Raw genomic sequence first — 19,341 nt, 5'->3', positions numbered from 1 at the left:
TCTTGGATGTGAATTTAATTGCAAGTTGAGTAAACAATTGAGCACTGGTTACGATCTTGAACAAGTTGACTAAATTATACCATAACTACCGTCCTGCAATGAAAGACGTCTAAATACCTACTCTACCTTGATTCGACATCAGACTTTATATTCAGCGAAATATTGACATAAGGGGGTACACTTCACATATATGAAGATGCAATCAGAAATATGTGGTAAGTATATACATAAAAGCAACGCGAAATCGACGGAAAAGTTTGGTATGATTAAAGTGGATTGAAAAGGAGGTACTCTTATGAATGAAGAAAACAGACCATTCTCTAGATCGGCAGATGCTGAAGGAGCAAAAGCGAACTTTGATGCCAATCAGCGGAAGCTTCACTCCGAGGGAGTGCCCAGCTTATGGCGTCAGGTCAGCAACCTGCTGATTCTGGTTGGTGTGATTGCATTGATTATCATTTTAGGTCGAGTGCTCTAATGAGATATCCAAAAAAATCAAAAAGAATTTGAAGAATTAGGGATGTGAAATGGTGCTAAAGGCAGCTTTACTTTTTATATTGGCTGGCATCGCTGAAATTGGAGGAGGATATTTGATTTGGCAGTGGCTGCGGGAAGGGAAGACATGGTATGTCGGACTTTGCGGCGGAGTAATTTTAGCTGTGTATGGAATTATTGCTACCTTTCAGGTATTTTCCTCCTTTGGGCGTGTATATGCAGCATATGGTGGTGTCTTTATTGTTCTTTCCATTGCATGGGGCTGGTGGATTGATAAAAAGACACCCGACTTGTACGATTTCATTGGTGGATTGATTTGTTTGGTCGGTATAGCTGTAATCCTGTTTCCGCGATCAGGGTGATAGGACGAAAAACCCTTTTTTATTTTTAAAAACATGACTATAGGTCTACAAAAACAAGCTTCATATTCCGAAATAGAACTTAAGGAGGGGGTTCTATGAACTGGAATCAAATGAAGCTTAAATTGAAATTTGGCAGTACCATGCCAAAGAATGAAGGTAATTTCTCTTTTGGTATCATGTGTGGACTCTTAATCAGCATCGTGCTGTGGATCTCGATCATTGGCTGGATCATGCTGATCTTTAAGTGATTTTACGAAATCGCTTTACATATCAAAACAAATGCATTAAGGGCTACTTTAAACCTATGTCCTATTACCCATGCTTTATTTTGTGAAATCGTTACGTAACTTGTCTATCCCGCGACCTATGGCTTCATCGATCATATCAGTAGCAGCAGGTGTATCTGCATCGGTGTCAGGAATGCGATTAAATCCTGGCTCGCGCTTGTCCAGGGATTGTTTATGTTCAATTTGATCGTCAGTACGATTCTTTTCAGAGTTATTATCTCTCATAGCACATCACAGCTCCTTTTATTAGGTACATTCAGCTTCTATACTTTACATAAACGTTTGTACTCCAGACTAAACGTTGATAAAAATAAAACCGGGGGGAGTAAATCCCGCCCGGCACTTCCCAAACAACTAGCGATGCTCAATCAGATCAATCGCTCCCAGAACAACATGAGCCAGTCCGAAACCGAGAATGCCTGTAGCTGCAAGTTTGTACTTACTGCTCAGCAACACAGCGCCTGAAGCCGATACTACCGTTCCAAGAACAGCTGGAATCATACCTTCACGCATTCGTAACACCCCTTCTGGTAGTTTGGAAAGACGTTTATTAGTGTAATTCAAATGTGCATAAGTTATACAAAAAGAAAATTTTATTATTTTTTTTAAAAAAACACTTTACAATCCGATGAAATTATCGTATTATATGTTGGTGCCCGGTTGAACGACATTTACATAGCGAGAACACTTCTGTGTTTCTCAGATACTTGTAAGACAAGTAAGTGTAAAGAGTAACGTTCCTAAGATTATGCCGGGGTGGCGGAATTGGCAGACGCACAGGACTTAAAATCCTGCGGTAGGTGACTACCGTACCGGTTCGATCCCGGTCCTCGGCACTATCGTTTTTCTTTTGGATCCCTTGATTATCAAGGGGTTTTTTATTTTTTAGTGATTGAAATCCTCGCTTCCATATCACAGGATCACAGGGAGTGAGCGCCTTTTTCGCTCCTGGGGACGGATTGGGGACGAACTTTTGGATCGAAGACATCTAGGTGTGCTGTTGTTTTACGACTAAGCTTCTTGGTGATGTGAGCATAGGTATCTGAAGACACCTGAGATGTGGAATGTCGTATCGATGTTGAATCTCCTTGATAGATGCTCCCTAGCCAAGCAAATACGTTGCATTTGTATGGCGGAGATCATGAAGTGATACATTACGGAAGCTGTGCCGCTCACACCAGTTTTTCCACTGCTGGGACGGCGTTGTATGGTAATAGGGTTTCCCTGTACCTGAATGAAAAACAAAGTTACGATCCCCGCCTTTCCATGTCCCATTTGCCTTTGTCTCAAACCTTAATTTCCGCATGCTTTTAACATGGACGGCCAGTTCCTCCATGTACCATTGTGGCATATCTACATAATCGTTAGATGCTTCATTCTTGGTAACTGTAATGTCCGCCTGGCCATTTTTGGTGCTGTCAACCGAATACTGGATTTTGTCACCAACGACTATGGACGGGGGACGAAACGAAACAAGAAAAGTGAAAATGGACTCAGGATGCCAGAAGTAAATTAGACCGTAAGGGCTTAAGCCTTTGCGGTCTTTATTGTAGGTGTCTAAAGTTCTAGACTGAAAAATAAAGTAATAGTCTGAATGAGAAATTATCTAAGATCAATACATTGGTCTCCTCATCAAGATACCAACCAGGTGTTTATCGTGCTCGAAGAAGAGATGTTCATTGATTTCCGCGATAGCCAAGTAAAGATTTCCCAAGATGTTGTTTATTGTACCAAGGGTGTCGAACACAAAACTTTCGCTAACCAGGAGTATCATATCATGTTAGTAGAGCCCAGGGGCGTAGTAAACACTGGCGAGACTGAGTCAGAATTAACAGCAGTCAATGATATTTGGATCTAATGCATTTAGCTTCAGTTCGATTACATCGTTAAAGTAACGGGACACGATAGTTCAACTTCACTTGCTGCTATGACGAGAACCGGATTCCCCTGTAAGGGTCCGGTTTTTTCTGCAACGCATTGCTTAGCGTACGATTTTTTCCGTTTCGTGAGGTGCCCCCTATATCGTGAGTACCATCGGGAAATTCTCCAGCTACACGATATTCTTCATTCGCGCCATTTCTATTGCTTCTTCGCGGTTGTTGACGCCGAGTTTTGAGTAGAGAATCGAGCAGTAATTGCGGATCGTTCCCTCCGATAAAAATAGCTTGGCGGCGATCGATTTGTAGCGCAGTCCGCTCAACAGATGCTCCAGAATCTCCATCTCGCGTTTCGTAAGCCCGTACGGGTAGTTTCCCTGACTTGAACCGATTTTCTCCAACTGCTCACGTTGACGCTTCATCTCTTCGAAAACTCGCGTAGCGACCGATTGGTCGATCCAGATTCCTCCATTATAAATAAGTTTCAAGGCTTCCTTCATCTCAATTTCCGAATGATTCAGACTATCATGCAATATAACTTCCCGATCCGTCAAGCGACAGAGGGTGGGGTAACTGCGGTTAGAAAGTAGTTTAGCAAGCACGTCATATAAGACAGTTGACAGTTTGTCATGCGGTATATGTGACAGGTCCAAGTCAATGTCATCAAAAGCTTGGCGGTTTTATCACTGTTCGATTTAACAGTATCGGAGGTAAGATGAGGGGGTAAAGCAGAACAAGATTCTAAAATAATAGGAGCGATTGCGTTATGAAATCATTCACCATTCGAAAAGGAGTTGCACTTACTATAATAGCTATATTGGAGACGGATTCCTAACGCTACTCTTTAACGATTCGCTACTTCAGGGATTTGAACTCACGTTCTTATTCAGCTGTACATTTCTTACAGGTGGTACGCAGAACTGAATGAATTGTTTAGCTTCGGCCGTAAGAGGGCGACGAATCCTTAGGTTGCAGGGTTTGTTGAAGAAGATGTCTATGAGGGGACTTTCCGTCATTTTCCCGGCACGCGCTGCACACTGCTTTAATTGAAGGTTTCCGATCAGCATCGTACCGATGTGATTCGGGTCATCCGGACTTTTCAGAAGGAGAAGCCATCTTATCAGTATTACCTGATTGGATTGTTAGGAGTGCAAATGAATCTCAACTAGCATGTAACGAAATTATTTTTGGTCGCACTTATATATCAGATTAAACTTGAGCGATCAGCGATGTGCATCAAATTGAGTGAAGGCCCCCCTCAAGACGGGCCACCATCCAGTACCTCAGCCCGGATGCTTTTTTGGTTAAATCCTCTATCATAAAAGTAACAAAAATAAGGAATTCACATAGGAATATTATTTCAGTTGGACAATTTCAATAAAATTTGTCGATTAAAATAAGAATGAGGGATGATTGGATCAATGTTGCTTCGTTTACGCAAATCTTCAATGCAGGCGGCCTGGATGGTGTGGGAAAGAGGGTTCGATTGGATTTCACGCTTTCGCGGCTCGCATACATCGCACTTTGGAATTTGCAAAGTCATGATTAAGAAACACCGAGGGGAGAGTATCGTCTGTGCGGACTCCACGATCATCAATAAAGGCGATCTGGTCGGGGAACTCCATCTCAATAATGAAACGATTCTGACGCTGATCAAATCCGAAGACTCAGACCGCGCGGCGCTCATGACGGCCCGGCTTACACGGAAATCCATGCAGCAGATCAGCGAGGCATTCGCAAGTCAGCCGGAGTTCAGAGAGGTGAAGGCGTTAGTCGGCGTTACGCTGCTTCATCGTGGTTTGATACATGGTCTTGGTTTCGAACAACAACCGATGAAGTCCGATCTGTTCCAACGCATTACAACGGCTTATCTCCGATTATTGTTATCCGTCATGCACCCTGAAGGCAAGAAGCGGATTGGCCGCAAGACCGAAAAATTGATACCGATGATGCTGATTCACTCCCGCAGCTCGCTGAGGAACCGATTTATGACGGTGAAGTGACGGTCCGTTTCAAAGGAGTTATGTCTAACCAAATCAAGCTCCAATTAATTAAAAAAAAGAAACTAAGAGCGTGGTGAGTAAGTTCCTGGAGGGCGGTATGGAGTTGGAAACACAGCGATTGGAAACCCATACCGCCCGGAGGCAACCTATTTTTCATCATGCTCTGTAACAAAGGCGGGATAGGCATTCATGGATAAAATTATGGAATTTTTACAGAACTTTGGAGCGACGGGACTTTTCATTCACGCTATGCTCGATGCGATTATTTTCCCCATCCCGGCGTTCTTCCTGCAGCTTTCTTTAAGCGCGGTGCAACCGGAGTCGGCTTTATGGCTCGCTACGGTTGGCTTTGCAGGAAGTCTGCTTGGGACACCGATCGGTTATGGGATCGGCAAGGTGTCGGGAAAGCATGTTATGGGTGGTGTAATGAAGAAAAAATGGCTGGATTCGGCAAGCGACTTATTTGCCCGCCGCGGCGAGGCTGCAATCCTGATCGGATCGTTCACTCCGATCCCATTTAAAATATTTACGATTTTATCTGGATGCATGAATTATCCATTGTGGAAGCTGCTCAGCTATGCGGCCATTGGCCGGGCGGTGAAGTTTTATGTAGTCGGTTTTCTCTTCTATATATATGGCCGTGCGGCAGAGAATATGGTGAACCAAGTTCTCACGATTACGCTGGTGGGCATTGGTGTTGCGATTGCGGCAATATGGTTCTTGATACGGAAGCTGTGCGAGCGGAGGAAGATAAGGGATGAACATCAACCGATCGAAAAAACAGGGAATGGAGGCGGAAAACAGGATGCAGTGGATAAGGCGAATTGATCAAACGATGTTCTTCTGGTGCAACCAGCGGCTGAGCAGTCGGGCAATGGACCGATTGTTCGGATGGATTACCCATTTGGGCGGAGCTTTGTTTACCATCATTTGCGCAGTGTCCTTGGCATGGTTCGCCGAGGGGGAGTTCAGCAGAATCGGGCTGCAAAGCTTGATCTCACTGGCCGTTAGCCATATCATTGCTGTCCTGATCAAGAGAAAGGTGCGCAGAGACCGGCCTTTCCGCAAGCTGGAGCAGGTGAAGGTAGGCAAATTCCCGTTGAAGGATTATTCCTTCCCATCCGGCCATACTACCGCTATTTTCGCCCTGGTTACACCTTTTATGTTGGCCTCATCGCCGGCAATTATGCTTGTCTTGATTGGTCTGGCCTTGTTGGTGGCCATATCCCGGGTTTATTGGGGTTATCACTATCCGATCGATTGTGTGGCTGGTGGGATGGTCGGATTCCTAACGGCGGTGCTGGTTGTTTTGTTCATGCATAGTTAAATTTCACGAGGGAGGCGATTGTTGATGAATAGCATGAAACGGGAAAAGCTGCTGATTCTGTCCGGCGCGCTCGGGGATGGACATATGCAGGCGGCCAAGGCGATTTTAGAGGCATCGGTGCTGTACAAACAGGGAGTAGAGGTGATCGACTTCATGCAATGGATCCATCCCCGCATGCATGTGGTTGAACGGTATTGCTTCCTGCAATGGGTGAAGCATTTTCCTTCCTCATACGGATATATGTATCAGAAGACCCGGACGGACAGTACACTTACTTTCTTCCTGAAGCATTTTCTCACGACCAGCCTGCAGCGGCTGCTCAAGCTTCTGAATGAGGAACAGCCGACGTTGATTGTCAGCACGTTCCCGCTGGCATCAGCCGCCATTTCCTTGCTTAAGGAAAAAGGAATGACGGATCTGCCTGCGGCAACGGTCATTACCGACCATTCCGATCACAGCTATTGGATACATCCGTCTACGGATCTGTATCTGGTTGGCTCCGAAGGCGTGCGTGCAGCTCTGCAGAGAAAAGGCGTTGCTGACCACAAAATCGCTGTAACGGGCATCCCTGTTCGCCCATCCTACAGTCAGCATGACAATAAAGACCGGCTGCGCGAGAAGCTGGCCTTGGCTCTTGACGCCTTTGTCGTGCTGGTGATGGGTGGCGGCTGCGGGATTATCGATAAATCCTTCATCGAGCAAATGCAATCTGACTCTTTTCCCCCTAACGTGCAATTTGTCATCGTATGCGGACGCAATGTGAAGTTGCTGTACCGCCTGCGTGAAGCGTTGGGAGACAGGGATAACGTCATACTGACAGGCTTCATGGAGGGAATCCATGAATGGATGGCGTCCGCAGACGTATTGATTACCAAGCCGGGCGGACTGACGACCTCCGAAGCGCTGGCGCTTCAGCTTCCCATGCTGCTGCTGGAGCCACGGCTGGGGCAGGAAAAGGATAATGCCGATTATTTGATTCAAGCGGGAGTAGCATATCTATGTCAGATTGACAATTTGCAGGATCAGCTTCAGCGGCTGGTTCAACAGCCTTCCCTATTGGAAGAAATGAGGGAGAAGGCAGGGCTGTGCAGACAGCAGGATTCCGCCAGACATGCGGTCATGCAAATTCTGAGCATGCAGAGCGATACACAGGAAGAAAAATGGGTTTGCTCCTTGCAGCAGTATGCTTAAGCTTAATTTTCACTAAGGGGGATAAAGACGTTGCTTGTTAAATATTTGTTGATTGGGCTCATAGGCTTCATCAGTCTGTATATGATAATTCCTAGTTTTCTGCCAAGAATGATCAAATTTGGAGCCTTTCGTAAGGGAACGACCAAGAACCAGGTAGCGTTCACGTTCGACGATGGGCCGCATCCGAGGTATACACCGGAATTATTGGATTTATTGCGGGATTATCAAGTGAAGGCCACATTCTTCGTGCTTGGCTCGCAGGCGGAGCTGCACCCGGATCTGATCAGAAGAATGGATCGTGAAGGTCATCAGATTGGAATCCACAATTACAATCACATCTCCAATTGGCTGATGCTTCCCTGGACGGTGCGGCGTGATCATATGAAACGGACCGCAGATATTATTGAATCCATAATTGGAAAAAGGCCGGATCACTATCGTCCGCCGTGGGGGCTCATGAACGCTTTCGATTTCTTTCATCCCAAATCGTACCGCATTGTACTCTGGTCCTTGAAGGCGGGGGACTGGCGCAGCAGAAGCTGCCGCAAGAAACTGAAGGCAACGCTGCTGAACGGAATTACGGACGGATCTGTTATTTTGCTGCATGACAGCGGAGATTCGCCGGGAGCGGACCGTCACGCGCCATATTTTATGCTTCGGGCTCTGGAGGAAGTACTGCATCAATTACAGGGACGCAACTTGCAATTCGTTCGTCTGGATGAAATGGCTTGACAAAGGAAATGAGGTGACAATAGTGGGACAGGAACCGCAAATTTTAATTTTAACGGCCGATTACGGAGAAGGTCATCATCAGGTGTCCAAGGTGTTGCAGCAAAGCTTGATCCGCAATGGTTATTGCCAGGTGGCGGTTGTCGACTTGTTCCGGGAAGCCTATCCTGTGCTGAACAAAATAATCCGCTATCTGTACCGGCAAAGCCTGTATGCAGCCAGCCTGGGCATTCCCTATTACGGATGGACCTACCATCTGACCAACCAGCTTCCCATGAAGGGAAAGATCGCAGCCTGGATGAACAGTCTTGGCGGCGACAGGCTCAAGAAAATCATCCTCCAGTACCAGCCGGAAGTCATCATTTATACATTCCCGTTCGGCAGCTTGCCAAGCAGCGTGGCATTATCTGCGATCCGTCCCCGGACTGCTGTTGTCATAACGGACTTTGACGTTCACCGAAGATGGCTGTTCGCCAAGCCGGATCATTATTTTGTCCCTGCCAGCGACGTGAAAGAGGCCATGGTCAGGCAGGGCGTCCCCGAGAGTCGTATTACCGTGACCGGAATTCCGGTCAGAGAGTCATTTCATGATGCGGCAATGAGTGGTCCCGGCTCCGTTAAAGAAGCAGATGAGCATGTGATTCTGCTTATGGCTAACGTCTGCGGCACATTGCATTCGCTATCGAGGCTCATCGGGAAGCTGCTGCTCTTGTCAGGCGTCCGCATTCAAGTGATTTGCGGCCGGCAGGAAGGATGGAGACGGAGGCTTGCGGAGAGCTGGGCGGATGATGCAAGTGTGGATGTATTCGGCTTCACCGATCAATTGCATGTTCTGATGAGCAGCGCCTGCTGCGTAGTCACGAAAGCGGGAGGCGTTACACTATCCGAGACGATTCAGGCCGGGGTTCCAATTTTCATCCTAAATCCGTTTCTGGGGCAGGAGAAGGAAAATGCCCTGTATTTGCAGCGCAAAGGAGCGGCAGTCGTGGCCTTTACGATTCATGATCTGGTGTTGCAGATACAAGCGATGATCTCCTCTGAGCAGATCAAGCAGTCGATGATGAACGGGCTGCTCGCAGCAAGGCAGAAAGCGGCTGCGGACCATATTGTCCGGCATTTGTTTCCTGAGGCAAGTCCCTTAAGAAGGAGTGAAATATGATGAGCGGGAGGAGCGCGTTCAAGCTTTCTACTCTGACGCTGTTCACGGTGCTTTTTTGCACAGAGTTTGTCCGAAGCGCTTTCTTGTTCTCGTTCCTGCCGAACTTTGCCGTCAACGAGTCGGGGCAAACCGTTGCTTTGGTCGGTCTTGCCGTCTCGCTTCATTATACAGCCGATACGCTGATTAAATGTGTGGCTGGATATTTGCTGGACAGGTTTTCGCTGCGCTGGCTGCTGCCCGCCACTTTCGTCCTGATGCTGTCCGGACTAGCCGCCGTGTTCTTTAGTCCGTATGCCTGGGGGCTTGTTGCCGGTTCCGTGATGCTTGGGATGGGGGCGTCGCCTATATGGCTCATTTGTCTGGAGAAAGTCCGACTTACGGAGCGGGCGGCCCAGATGGGAGCGATATACACCGTGTGGTTGGCCTGCATCGGTCTGGGGCCGGTCACAATCAATCTCACCTTCGATTATGGCTTCGAACCTGCCTTCCGGCTGATGGTTGCGCTGCTCGCCGTCGGCTGCATCGCATCGTTCGGGATTAACAGAACAACCCCCTTGCATCTCCAGAATGTCAGCTTTGCCGAACAAGCGGCAGGACTGCGAAGAAGGCTCGTTCAGCTGAAATGGCTGCTGCCAGGCATGGTCCTGCAGATGACCGCCGCGGGACTGCTGCTGCCGATACTGCCCGGTTTTGCCGCTGACCAACTCGGTCTGAGCCAGCCGCAATATTCGCTAATGCTCATATTAGGCGGGGCCGGCGCGATGCTGTTTCTTGTCCCGATGGGAAAGCTGGCCGATCGATGGGGGCACAAGCAAATGCTGTTCGCCGGTTTCGTATCGCTTACGGTCGTATTGGCTCTGTTAGTCGTATCCATGCCGCCGCCTGCATTAACGATGCTGTTTGCCTTTATGCTGGGATTGTCTTACTCAGCCGTGCTTCCGGCCTGGAATGCGGTGCTGTCGTACCTTGTTCCGGAGGATCAGAAGGGGACCGGGTGGGGAGTACTCTCCGGGATTGAAGGGCTCGGTATTATGATTGGCCCGGTCATCGGGGGAGGGATAGCCAGCCAGTATACGAATGCCGCTGCCATTAGCATCAGCACTGCTTTACTGGCGGTTCTTGCACTTTTTTATTTGATTTTGCCGCAAAACAAGCTTGTCTCGGCTGGCGGGACTTTGCAGCACAAGAGGGAGAACGCTCATGGACCTGATCGGGTTAGTTGAACCGAGTATGGATACCTGGTCTTGCTCATCGGCTTGCCGCTGGACTTCATCGCGCTCCCCATTCCGCCGAGTACACCTGAAATCCAAGCCATCGAAAATCATCACGATACAAGCCTCAGTTCATCTACCTCAGTACAAGAAGCTGGTGAAGGTGCCGATTTTAATTACGATTCTTTAAAGGATTACATTGCCTATGGTCTAACTTATGATAAGAAAGAGGACAGATTTCTCTTCAATGACAAGCAAGTCAGATTGTTTGTTGATAAGGATATAAAAAATGAAGGTAGATCAAATAACTTTTACTATGATGCTAAAGGAAATCCGATTTCAAAGTGATTAGAGATGATAACAATAAGATAATCAAAATAACGGAAGTTCATGGGAGTGAGTTACAAGCCTTAAATAAAACATTTGGATTTATAATAACTGATGGAAATTTACAGTTTGAATAAGTAGAGTCATTATATAAGCTACTGAAAAAGCCTTAAACCGTAAAAGGTGAAAGAATACCAGTGAAATGATGGTTTTCTTTCACCTTTTTTAATAGACGGATTGTCAAGACAAGTACAACAGTTCCTCCTGTAACGATTCGTGAGAGGACTTCCATCTTAAGTTTTTCGGGGCCGGTTGTTAATCAGGGCGAGAGCCTGCTCCAGATCAGCATCTGTCACCAGAGCGAAGTTATGCCCCTTTGAGATAAATTCACGCTCAAGACTTGGCATTCTCGTTGGAGTCTCGTTGCCAGGATGAGTACGGGTCGGCGAAATAGACACCCACGCCGTACAGTCGTTCCAACTCTCTGTGACAGGCGAATTCTTTCCCCACGGTCGCGCTCCGAATCGCAGACATCGGATACTGAGCCGCCAATAAGCCAAACGCGATCTTTATCGATAATGCCGTGCGATCGTCATATAATCACTTGGTAAAAACGTGTTTTTGCCACCACGATGTGTCGACGCAAGCTTACTCTATCCTCGGCTGGAAACGACCGTATCCAGCTCCCAGTGACCGAAGGTTTTCCGGCTGTGGATCGTATTGGGACGCTGAATCAGGCTGGGTATTATGAATCGATATCACGCTTTGGGTACAAACAGCGGTACTACTAAGTATAAACATAGGGGAAAGCAGAAATAAAAAGCAAGAGATTATCAGGCTCTACCGTATAAGGTGAGGCAGGTGCAAAAAAGCAAAGGGAGTTATGCAGGAATAACGATGAAATAGAAAGAAATATCATTGATGACAATTTTCTTTTCAAAGTAGACTATTAATTTCAAAAGCATACAAAAAAAACCATCGAAATTATACTTCCTGTGCATGACATTCATGTTCCCTCTTACTTCTCAACACCATCATTTGATAAAATAAAACGAGCGACCGATAACATGACTTGCACGGCCACTTCATGCCTATTGTCGTTTCATTTCATTATTCCAGGTGGTATGTTCGTGATGGATATACGATTTATTGGCTGCTAAAAGGTTTGGTTTAGAACAAGTCGTGGTTCAGTACAGCCAGCATTTTCATTTTACAAACGAAGATTTACACGAGGAAGTTGCTGCTACCCAACTCTTGATAAACTTTCTAATACATAAATAATCAGTCAATTTAAAATGCCGTTGCAACGGAGAAAGTAATCACTATTTATCAAGTTTGTCCCCTATATTGATAATGAAGTAGGTTTAGTTTTTATATGAGGTAAGTTGAAATAAGAGGTTTCAGAATGAAAAAGACTCCTTGGTATGATGTAAATGGGTCCACGATGCTGGCCAGCGACTGGATCCAAAAACAAACCAAGGAGACTACAAGATGAATTCTACTCAAAATGAACATATTAAATCAAATCACTTCTTCTACCTTAATTATCGGTGTAGACATCGCTAAATTCAAACATGTCGCCCGGGCACAAGACTACCGCGGAGTCGAGTTCGGGAAGGCTATTACGTTTGAGAGCGACCGTGAAGGCTTTGAATTGTTCGTTAGCTGGTTCAGAAAGATTGCTACGGAGCAAGGGTTCCAGGACGTCATCGTTGGCATGGAAACAACCGACCACTACTGGTTGAACCTGGCCCATTTTGTGAAAGAACAGCACGTGACCCCTATATCGTGAGTACCATCGGGAAGTTCTCCAGCTACACGATATTCTTCATTCGCGCCATTTCTAATGCTTCTTCACGGTTGTTGACGCCGAGTTTCGAGTAGAGAATCGAGCAGTAATTGCGGATCGTTCCCTCCGATAAAAATAGCTTGGCGGCAATCGATTTGTAGCGCAGACCGCTCGACAGTTGCTCCAGAATCTCCATCTCGCGTTTCGTAAGCCCGTACGGGTAGTTTCCCTGACTTGAACCGATTTTCTCCAACTGCTCACGTTGACGCTTCATCTCTTCGAAGACTCGCGTAGCGACCGATTGGTCAATCCAGGTTCCTCCATTATAAATAAGTTTCAAGGCTTCCTTCATCTCCCGCGGATGAATCGACTTCAGCATGTAGCCTTCTGCCCCGCGCTCCAATGCAGTTGCTGCCTGCGAGGAATCCTTAAACGTTGTCATGAATACAACCTTCATATCAGGCCATCGTTGTTTCATCTCAACTAAAGCTTCAATCCCGCCCATTCCTTGCATACGAATATCCATTAGCACGATATCTGGTTGGGAGCGATCACAATGTTCTAATGCTTCGCGCCCGTCCCTGGCTGTACCAACGACGTTAAAATCAGCATGCTGATCCAAAATTTGCTTCAAGCTGTCGGTAATGATCACCTGGTCATCAACGATCAGCAGGCGGATTGCATCATGTACAGGCTCTGTCTGCAACGGAATATCACATATGACGAAAGTTCCTTGTCCTGACTCGGAATGCACGGACACCGTGCCGTGAAATAGTTCAAGTCGTTCCTTCATTCCATTGAGCCCAGATCCAAATTGGATTTCTTCCATTCCGATGCCGTTATCTTCGATCTGTAATCGAAGCTGCTGACTATTGAAATGTAACTGAACGGATATCATGCTCGCCTTGCCGTGCCGAACTACGTTGGTTAGAGACTCTTGAAGGCAACGATATAAACAATTGTTTATTTTTTGCATAACAAGAGTCTCACTGCCGATCACACGGAATTTGACCGTTATACCTGTTGACTTCATAAAATCTTCAGTTAATTGCCGCAGCGATTCACTTAACGAATGGTTCAACGGAGTATGAGAGAGCTGATGCAGATGCTTTCGGATATCAACCAGACTGTGTTGGGCGATTCCGACAAGCGAATTGATCCTCTCTATTTGCGCATCTGGTACGGACGATCGCAGTGATTCGACGCCGACGATGAGCGAGGTAAGCGTATGGCCAATCGTGTCATTCAGCTCATGTGACAGCCGGCTGCGCTCCTCCATCAGCGTAAGTTCCTCAATCCGCTTAATATGCTGCTCCAGCAACAGCTTTTGCTCTTGAATAATTCGGGCTTGCTTATGGGACTGAATTAAAATATTAAACGCGAAGCCGATGGCAAAACCAAGGCTGCAGCTAACGATAAACTCATACGGGAGACGATCAGCAATCCAACCGTTCAATACCGGGAATACGATTCCGCTAAGGATACCTGTCCACACATAGTTTCTTCGACTGCTCGTCAAGCCGATAGTAATCACGAGTAAAACAAAAGACCAAAGCAATCCCGGGGCTGCGTAAGCTAAATAAAGATAAAAAAAGCCCGTTACCGTGACTTCGATTGTGAGATACCAGTCTTCTTTCCTATAGAGGATGATTAATGGAACGAGATAAACGACGAAAGCGAGAGAAAGTACAACCCAAAGCGACACAACGGTTAATGACGGATCGACAAAACCAGCGCTTGCGATAATGACCAGCCAAAGCGTTCGTATGGCCACAAGTATCCAATCATACCAGACCCTTTTTTTCATTATCGAGAACACGAATTACGCACACCTTCTTATATTTTTTTGCAAATCAAATTCCGAATGATTCAGACCTATCATGCAATATAACTTCCCGATCCGTCAAGCGAAAGAGGGTGGGGTAACGGCGGTTAGAACGTAGCTTAGCAAGCACGTCATATAAGACAGTTGATAGTTTGTCATGCGGTATATGTGACAAGTCCAAGTACGATGTCATCAAAAGCTAGACGGTTTTATCACTGTTCGATTTAACAATATCAGAGGTAAGGTGAGGGGGTAAAGCAGAACAACATTCAAAATAATAGGAGCGATGCGTTATGAAATCATTCACCATTCGAAAAGGAGTTGCACTTACTTTAATAGCTATATTGGCGGGTACAGTGGCCTATGGAACTGTCCACGCAGAGGGTCAGACGGCAACTTATCAAGCTATCAATAAAGCTGCCAATACCGACAATATTTTATCGTCGGAATTCGCAAAAAAAACCAAAAAAGAACTCAACGAGAAAGAAAAGAAAAGAAAGCATCGGGAAGAAGTCAAACGCGTCATGGATCAAGTAGTTACCAACAAAAGAGTTCCAAGTGTCGTGGCAGGCGGGCTACAGGATGGGGAACGCTGGTCCTACGCTACGGGTACAGCCAGTTTCGAAGTACCACGCCCGGTGGAGCCGGATTTTTCATTCCGTATTGGAAGCATCACGAAGACATTCACTGCTACCGTTGTATTGCAGTTGGCTCAGGAGAAAAAATTGAACCTGGATGATTCGGTCGAAAAATGGCTGCCGGGGGTCATAAAGGGTAATGGGTATGACGGCAACAAAATTACGATTCGTCAGTTATTGAACCATACAAGCGGGCTTGCGAGCTATACTGATCTTGATTTTCGAGATATTACCTTGCCTCAAAATCCATTCCGTTACTATTCGTCCGACGAGCTTATCAGCATGGGACTAGCAAAGCCGCCTGTATATGCGCCAGGGAAGGGCTGGAACTATTCGAACATGAATACTATACTAGCCGGTCAAATTATTCAGAAGGTAACAGGAGAGACGTATGCGGAGCAGATCAGGAAACGGTTGATCGAACCGCTCGGGATGACAGGGACATTTGTAATGGAAAATAGTCACGATATTCCAGGTAAGCATGCCACAGGATATAATATGGACAGATCGGGTCATTTGTATGATTTAACAGAGATGAATCAATCATGGGCAAATGCAGCCGGAGACATAGTCTCAACAACCAAAGGTTTGACCACCTTCTTCAGTGCGCTGTTGGGCGGAAAGCTTCTAAATCAAGAGATGATGGACCAGATGCTCACGACAGTAGATTCACCTATAGGTAAAGTTGGACTAGGGATTTATGAAATAAAAACAGCTGACGGGCAATCATACTGGGGGCATGCTGGCGGTACTTTCGGATTTGAATCGAGAGCCTTCGGATCTCTAGGCGGGCAGCATATTTTGGTAACGTGCATCAACTCGGTAGCTCCGGAAGTGGAGCCTGCTCACAATAAAATAATTAATAAGGAGTTTGGCCGTTAAGTTTAAAGCCGACATCGCGTCCTTTATTTGAGGGCGGATGTCGGTTTCTGCTGTGATTAACCGTCGTTTCATGCAATCGAGGCACAAATGTCCGCATTCAGAATAAAACGATAGATAAGATTCACGAGGGGCATAACGACGGCGTATTTTATATTCGGTCGGTCAAGCTCTACTATCGACTTCTTTACCACTCCCGCCAACAGATGGTTTACCGCCAAAATCGGTAAAATAGGTTAGACGCAAATTCGATATATAGAATAGGAAGATATATAAATTTTTAGAAATACATAGTAGGTATAGACAACGTAATATTACTAACCTACACATTGCACCAGACTACAATTTCTATTTAAAAAAGACTTCAAGGAAAATCAAACATTAAGACTATTGTACAAAAATATCAGAATTTCGTATATGTTATTCCGCTAACGGGATACGTTAGTTCAATGGAACAGCGACAGTCTAGGACATTATTTTCTCGTACTGGTTGTCACTGTTCCAATTTCAAAGTCCGTCTAAAACTTATTTTATGGAGACTAGCGGTATGACAATTCGAAAGATGCATAGAATAATGTCGATACAATCGTATGGAACAATATAGGAGATGAATTTGAGGGAAAGAAACTTAATCATTATTCAAAACTTGATCTAACCAGGTGAATATGCGGTGGTTAGCCAATTTTAATGCTCCAAAATTTTCATTTTATCCCTCTGATTTTGTATTTTCGTCTAGTCTATCAGACCTAGGAATATTTTTCTAGGACAAAAGTTTTGGATGCGGTATACAAAAAGCCTTGTCTAGAACGTATGTTCGGAATATAATTTCTACATAATACATCAGGAGGCTACATACATGTCGAAAAAATTAGAAGGTAACGGCTTATGGGAAAGCAGCAGGATTATCATACCAGAACACAAGGAAGCATACTTAAAACTCATGAAAGACCGTCAGCGGAGAGGCAAGCCGGAACTTGACGATCAGGAAGTCCAGTTGATCGAGCAAGCGCTTATAGAGTCCTACAACACACGTCAACCTATAACACTAGTGGTTTTTAGCCCGTTCGGTGACGAAGAACTCACAGGTGTAATCACGTCTATAAATACTGCTCGCAGGGAAGTGAAACTGTTTCGTGGCGAGGATGATTTTAGTTGGATCAAGTTGGAGGATATATTTTCAGCAAGTATCTAGCAAAAATCTAAGGGGAGTAAATATTCTACTGACGTTATCCAACAAACAAGAACTGTTTTCAACCGCCTTACTTACGATAATTCAGTCGGAGTCTTTCTAGGAGCATTTGACGCTGGTGTTTTAGCTGATTAATTAAAAAACAGAATTCTCATATCGCAATCGAAGACTTCCTGATGACGATGCGCTACACCCGCATCAAGTTAAAGAAAGAGGCATACAGATTGGTACAAGACTACTATGGGGAAGCCTACTTTTACAGAAAATCCTGATGAGCTCCAACAACATCGCGCTGGACCAAGGTAACTTTTTCTTCACTAACGGTCCATTTGTTGTGCAAAAAATGGACCGATAGCGAAGAAAGAAATCAATTCAGGTTAATGAAACAATTCTATGCGCTCTTGCTTGTGTACTTGGAAAATTAACAAAAGAGGCAGCTGGATTCCTGCCTCTTTTGTTATTATTCTACGTCTGAGAAAAGCGGAGTGGACAAATAACGCTCACCTGTATCAGGTAATATGACCACGATCGTCTTGCCTTTGTTTTCTGGAAGCTTTGCAATTTGTGTTGCTGCATAAACCGCAGCCCCAGAAGAAATACCAACAAGCAGCCCTTCTGTTTTGGCAAGCAGGCGTGCAGTTTCAAATGCATCTTCGTTTTTAACTTTGAAAACCTCATCCACATATTCTTCATTAAAGTTATTTGGAATGAAACCAGCACCGAGTCCTTGTAGTTGATGTGAACCTGGAGTACCGCCAGACAGCACTGGTGAATCGAACGGTTCGACGGCTATCACTTTTACAGAAGGTTTTCGTTCCTTCAATCCCTGGCCAACGCCCGAAATAGTCCCACCTGTACCTACGCCCGCAATAAAAATATCTACACCGCCATCCGTATCATGCCAGATTTCTACAGCTGTAGTTTTGCGGTGGATTTCTGGATTGGCAGGATTGCTAAACTGCTGTGGTATGAAAGAGTTTGGTGTTTCGGCAGCCAATAGTTCAGCACGCTTGATAGCGCCTTTCATCCCCTCGGATCCCGGTGTTAACACAAGCTCAGCACCGAACGCAGTCAAAAGCTTGCGACGTTCGATACTAAACGTTTCAGGAAGTGTAATTATAAGTTTATATCCAAGAGCCGCAGCTGCAAATGCAAGTCCGATTCCAGTATTTCCACTTGTTGGTTCGATAATAACGGAGTCTTTATTGATTAAGCCTTTCTCCTCAGCGTCTTTAATCATAGCATATCCAATGCGGTCCTTAACGCTACCAGCCGGATTGAAATATTCCAACTTAGCTACCACGTTTGCCTCAATATTTTGGATTTGGCTGTAGTTCAACAGTGCTAGCAAAGGAGTATTTCCAATTAATTCAGTCAACTTTTGGTGAATTTTAGTCAAAATTATCCCTCCAAACAATTAATTCATATCTACTTACTATGACATAGATATTATCACGAATTTTTCTTCATAACCATGTTCTGTTAATTCATAGTGAGGAGCGGGAACGGATGGAACAGTTTAAACCTAAGGTACTACTCATAAAAAAGTAGTCCAAGCTTATTCAGAACCTGAGAGTCATTAAGAATGTATACAGTGTATCCTTTTACCCGCTAACCTAGTGGTCGGCGGATAACGAATTTGTATTTAGTAGAAGGCAAAAAGAGCAGTAAGGAATTAATCCTTCTGCCTCACCGTTAACATACGGGGAGGCGTTTTTGTTTTGGCAAGCTTACGGTGTATCAATTCGCGCCATCAAGTTGCTCTTGCGAGAGCTTACGACTAAATGCCTACAATACGAAGTAATTTATGTTCTTAATAAGGATATCGATACATCATCTAAAAGAATTGTGGCAAAGGTATCCTCTGCTGTAACACGGAACACTAAATCTCTGGAAACAGTTCTTGAATTTCCCGAGATTGAGAAAGTGCGGGAGGATATGACAGGGGCTACGTCTTTTCCACTTTTCTTTGGTTTCATTTGAATTAACCCTCTTTCTGTAGACATATTTGCTACACTAGTAGTTTATGAAATATGAATAAGAGTGTTCATAG

19 protein-coding genes, 1 tRNA gene and 2 pseudogenes are annotated in these 19,341 nt (G+C 45.3%); 16 read left to right on the top strand and 6 right to left on the bottom strand.

The features are described from left to right. Window positions 1-295: 295 nt before the first annotated feature. From MKY16_RS15240 to MKY16_RS15230, 3 genes are all read left to right on the top strand, one after another. Window positions 296-478 carry a hypothetical protein gene (locus MKY16_RS15240; protein ID WP_029517708.1) on the top strand — a complete coding sequence of 61 codons (183 nt, stop codon included), beginning with the start codon at window positions 296-298 and terminating at the stop codon, window positions 476-478. Between the two features lie 52 nt (window positions 479-530). Beyond that, complete coding sequence (locus MKY16_RS15235) at window positions 531-857, top strand: YnfA family protein (RefSeq protein ID WP_023989398.1); 327 nt, start codon at window positions 531-533, stop codon at window positions 855-857. Between the two features lie 95 nt (window positions 858-952). Beyond that, window positions 953-1,105 carry a hypothetical protein gene (locus tag MKY16_RS15230; protein WP_322251737.1) on the top strand — a complete coding sequence of 51 codons (153 nt, stop codon included), beginning with the start codon at window positions 953-955 and terminating at the stop codon, window positions 1,103-1,105. Window positions 1,106-1,180: 75 nt separating this feature from the next. Here MKY16_RS15230 and MKY16_RS15225 read toward each other — a convergent pair whose 3' ends face one another. Together MKY16_RS15225 and MKY16_RS15220 are read right to left on the bottom strand one after the other, a co-directional pair. After that, window positions 1,181-1,369, bottom strand: a complete 189-nt coding sequence (locus MKY16_RS15225) for a hypothetical protein (RefSeq protein WP_023989396.1) — start codon at window positions 1,367-1,369, stop codon at window positions 1,181-1,183. 129 nt (window positions 1,370-1,498) lie between these two features. Beyond that, window positions 1,499-1,657: a hypothetical protein gene (locus tag MKY16_RS15220; RefSeq protein WP_013311032.1), complete on the bottom strand. Its 159-nt coding sequence runs from the start codon at window positions 1,655-1,657 to the stop codon at window positions 1,499-1,501. A 237-nt stretch (window positions 1,658-1,894) separates the two neighbouring features. Between MKY16_RS15220 and MKY16_RS15215 the strand changes: the two genes are divergently transcribed. Then, a tRNA-Leu gene (locus MKY16_RS15215) sits at window positions 1,895-1,980 on the top strand. A gap of 266 nt (window positions 1,981-2,246) precedes the next feature. On the opposite strand, the gene MKY16_RS15210 is transcribed toward MKY16_RS15215, so the two are convergent. Both MKY16_RS15210 and MKY16_RS15205 read right to left on the bottom strand, forming a co-directional pair. Next, window positions 2,247-2,495: a hypothetical protein gene (locus MKY16_RS15210; protein WP_340955924.1), complete on the bottom strand. Its 249-nt coding sequence runs from the start codon at window positions 2,493-2,495 to the stop codon at window positions 2,247-2,249. A 699-nt stretch (window positions 2,496-3,194) separates the two neighbouring features. Continuing rightward, window positions 3,195-3,524 (bottom strand): annotated as a pseudogene (locus MKY16_RS15205) (response regulator transcription factor); the annotation flags it as partial. Window positions 3,525-4,442: 918 nt separating this feature from the next. Between MKY16_RS15205 and MKY16_RS15200 the strand changes: the two are divergent. The 9 genes and pseudogenes from MKY16_RS15200 to MKY16_RS15160 form a co-directional block, all read left to right on the top strand. Beyond that, window positions 4,443-5,024: a YkoP family protein gene (locus MKY16_RS15200; protein ID WP_049816996.1), complete on the top strand. Its 582-nt coding sequence runs from the start codon at window positions 4,443-4,445 to the stop codon at window positions 5,022-5,024. Window positions 5,025-5,225: 201 nt separating this feature from the next. Next, window positions 5,226-5,852 (top strand): YqaA family protein, encoded by a 627-nt coding sequence (locus MKY16_RS15195; RefSeq protein WP_049816997.1) that lies wholly within the window; start codon window positions 5,226-5,228, stop codon window positions 5,850-5,852. Next, the gene (locus MKY16_RS15190; protein WP_029517704.1) at window positions 5,830-6,351 is read left to right on the top strand and encodes a phosphatase PAP2 family protein; all 522 of its coding nucleotides are present in this window, start codon (window positions 5,830-5,832) and stop codon (window positions 6,349-6,351) included. The genes MKY16_RS15195 and MKY16_RS15190 overlap by 23 nt, the downstream gene beginning before the upstream one ends. A gap of 24 nt (window positions 6,352-6,375) precedes the next feature. Next, entirely contained in the window at window positions 6,376-7,542 is a 1,167-nt protein-coding gene (locus MKY16_RS15185; protein ID WP_241113309.1) for an MGDG synthase family glycosyltransferase, read from the top strand. 30 nt (window positions 7,543-7,572) lie between these two features. Then, the gene (locus MKY16_RS15180; protein WP_340932617.1) at window positions 7,573-8,274 is read left to right on the top strand and encodes a polysaccharide deacetylase family protein; all 702 of its coding nucleotides are present in this window, start codon (window positions 7,573-7,575) and stop codon (window positions 8,272-8,274) included. A 22-nt stretch (window positions 8,275-8,296) separates the two neighbouring features. Further along, complete coding sequence (locus MKY16_RS15175) at window positions 8,297-9,430, top strand: MGDG synthase family glycosyltransferase (RefSeq protein WP_340932616.1); 1,134 nt, start codon at window positions 8,297-8,299, stop codon at window positions 9,428-9,430. Continuing rightward, window positions 9,430-10,653, top strand: coding sequence for an MFS transporter (locus MKY16_RS15170; RefSeq protein WP_340955922.1), 1,224 nt, complete (start codon window positions 9,430-9,432; stop codon window positions 10,651-10,653). Before MKY16_RS15175 ends, MKY16_RS15170 begins: the two co-directional genes overlap by 1 nt. A 21-nt stretch (window positions 10,654-10,674) precedes the next feature. Further along, window positions 10,675-10,989: a hypothetical protein gene (locus tag MKY16_RS15165; protein WP_029517699.1), complete on the top strand. Its 315-nt coding sequence runs from the start codon at window positions 10,675-10,677 to the stop codon at window positions 10,987-10,989. Between the two features lie 1,470 nt (window positions 10,990-12,459). Further along, window positions 12,460-12,745, top strand: a pseudogene (locus MKY16_RS15160) (IS110 family transposase); the annotation flags it as partial. Between the two features lie 37 nt (window positions 12,746-12,782). Here MKY16_RS15160 and MKY16_RS15155 read toward each other — a convergent pair. Continuing rightward, on the bottom strand, window positions 12,783-14,576 hold the full coding sequence (locus MKY16_RS15155) for a response regulator (protein WP_241081055.1): 1,794 nt from the start codon (window positions 14,574-14,576) through the stop codon (window positions 12,783-12,785). A 299-nt stretch (window positions 14,577-14,875) separates the two neighbouring features. Here MKY16_RS15155 and MKY16_RS15150 point away from each other — a divergent pair, with 299 nt between their 5' ends. Both MKY16_RS15150 and MKY16_RS15145 read left to right on the top strand, forming a co-directional pair. Next, window positions 14,876-16,102: a serine hydrolase domain-containing protein gene (locus tag MKY16_RS15150; RefSeq protein WP_340955915.1), complete on the top strand. Its 1,227-nt coding sequence runs from the start codon at window positions 14,876-14,878 to the stop codon at window positions 16,100-16,102. A gap of 853 nt (window positions 16,103-16,955) precedes the next feature. Further along, a complete protein-coding gene (locus tag MKY16_RS15145) occupies window positions 16,956-17,291 on the top strand; it encodes a YolD-like family protein (RefSeq protein WP_318627884.1) in 336 nt (111 codons plus the stop codon). Window positions 17,292-17,748: 457 nt separating this feature from the next. Here MKY16_RS15145 and cysK read toward each other — a convergent pair whose 3' ends face one another. Then, window positions 17,749-18,687, bottom strand: a complete 939-nt coding sequence (gene cysK / locus MKY16_RS15140; protein WP_029517693.1) for a cysteine synthase A — start codon at window positions 18,685-18,687, stop codon at window positions 17,749-17,751. 317 nt (window positions 18,688-19,004) lie between these two features. On the opposite strand from cysK, the gene MKY16_RS15135 reads away from it, so the two are divergent. Further along, a complete protein-coding gene (locus tag MKY16_RS15135; RefSeq protein WP_340955912.1) occupies window positions 19,005-19,271 on the top strand; it encodes a hypothetical protein in 267 nt (88 codons plus the stop codon). Window positions 19,272-19,341 lie beyond the last annotated feature (70 nt).

It is taken from the genome of Paenibacillus sp. FSL L8-0641, assembly GCF_038006265.1.
Classification (GTDB): Bacteria; Bacillota; Bacilli; order Paenibacillales; family Paenibacillaceae; genus Paenibacillus; species Paenibacillus polymyxa_D.
This window is presented reverse-complemented; position numbering and strand designations above follow the sequence as displayed.